Consider the following 1,779-nt stretch of genomic DNA (forward strand, 5'->3'; position numbering starts at 1 on the left):
AAAATATTAAACTGCTTTCTATGGATAACATTGTTTCTTTCATGAGTGAAGTCAAAATGCTAGAAGATGAAGACATTAGCCTTCAGGAAATTATAAACATTATGAATATCTCTACTGAAAACATACCAACTAAAGTTAGTGATACTGTAGAATACGATGATGAATGTGATGACTGTGACGAATGTAATGATGTATATGACGATTGTGAATGTTGTAATGCAGCGTGAGAACAAATAAGGCTAGATATATTCTAGCCTTTTAACTTATATAAACATGAAAATATGCGGTATAAGTGATATACATGGTAATCTCATTGAGAATATACCTGAGTGTGATGTACTATGTATATGTGGTGATATAGTAACATTAAATGCTCAAAGAAATATTGAAGCATCTAAACATTGGTGGGAAACAAAATTCATAAAGTGGGTAGATAAATTACCTTGTAAGAAGGTAATTATTATACCAGGTAATCATGATTTTTACTTAGAATATAAGTATAAATTAAATGAATGGGGTTCTTTTAAAGATAATATGCAAATTTTATCTAAAGGTAAATTAGTATTTCTTATAGATGAAATGTATATATATGAAGGTGTTAAATTCTACGGATCTCCTTGGATTAAACCAATTGAATTTCAAGAGGACAGATGGGCATTTAGTAGATTTGATACTTATGAAGATATACCACAATGTGATATACTACTAACACATGATAATCCATTTTGTAATGAAGCTCTAGATGTTTTCTCCTTTGGAAAGAGTAAATATCATTTATATGGACATTGGCATGATGGATCTAGTGATATAAATTCTGGAAGATACAATTGTTCTAGATTGAATAATTGTTATAGTTTTAAAAAGAATTATGAATTTGTAGTATTAGATATTATGACAGAAAAAGAAAAGAAACAGGTAGAACAAGCATTATTGGATAAACTTATTAGTCAAGCATACAATAATAATGTAGCAGATTGGCTTAAGACATTTAAAGAAGTTGAACTACAACAAGATAAAGAAGATGAAGTAGTTTGGGATACTTCGGCAGAAGTTCCTGAGTCAGCTGTAATTAGCGACATGGAGGATTAAATATGAAAGTAGAAGGAATTGTTACAGATAATGAACGTATTGTGATTGAAGCAATGTTCAATAATGTTATTGATGATACTATAGAAATACAAGCTATAGAAGAAAAAGTAATTATAGAGTATGTTAAAGAATAAGATGGATATTAGTATTCCTTATTACGAAGATAATAGCAGAGTAAGTAATTCTGCAATAGGATGGTTTATTAAAAGAGGTCCTAGGTATTTTCGTGATATGCTTGATGGAAAAGAAGAGGGAATGAACTTTTCTTTTCTTGAAAAAGGAACTATGATTCATGAATATTTACTTCAACCAGACGAATTCTGGAAAGATTATATTATTCTTGATTTTGCAACACCTAAAGTAAAACAGCAAAAGGATTTATTAGATGAGTATCATAGACTTATGCAAGTAAATCCATTAGAATCTCAAGATAAGCTTAAACTATCTGCTTATAAAAAAGCTTATAGTAATAAGAAATCTGATGAGAAATGTATTGAAGAAGCTGAAGGTCTTATTATGATTTATCAAGATTACTTAGAATACTTGAGTAAGAAAGATGATAATAAGAAGATAATTAGCTTTGCTGATTTACAAATGCTTAAGAAGATTAAGGAAAATATTCAGAATCATAAGAAAGCAAATGAATTGCTTTTTAATTTACCATCTACTTTTGAAACTCATAATGAATTT

The 1,779-nt window shown here is 28.6% G+C and carries 4 protein-coding genes; all 4 read left to right on the forward strand.

Annotated features, from left to right (window positions below; translation table 11 throughout):
* Positions 1–227: hypothetical protein (locus GH681_RS22895; protein WP_228112051.1), on the forward strand; the 227-nt coding region annotated here is incomplete at its 5' end.
* Between the two features lie 46 nt (positions 228–273).
* Positions 274–1,089 carry a metallophosphoesterase gene (locus GH681_RS22900; protein ID WP_194271327.1) on the forward strand — a complete coding sequence of 272 codons (816 nt, stop codon included), beginning with the start codon at positions 274–276 and terminating at the stop codon, positions 1,087–1,089.
* Between the two features lie 2 nt (positions 1,090–1,091).
* Positions 1,092–1,223: a hypothetical protein gene (locus GH681_RS24005; RefSeq protein ID WP_255424997.1), complete on the forward strand. Its 132-nt coding sequence runs from the start codon at positions 1,092–1,094 to the stop codon at positions 1,221–1,223.
* A gap of 1 nt (position 1,224) precedes the next feature.
* On the forward strand, positions 1,225–1,779 hold a 555-nt coding region (locus GH681_RS22905; RefSeq protein WP_153163810.1), incomplete at its 3' end, for a hypothetical protein.

The organism is Zoogloea sp. 1C4 (assembly GCF_009469605.1).
Lineage (GTDB): Bacteria > Pseudomonadota > Gammaproteobacteria > Burkholderiales > Rhodocyclaceae > Zoogloea > Zoogloea oryzae.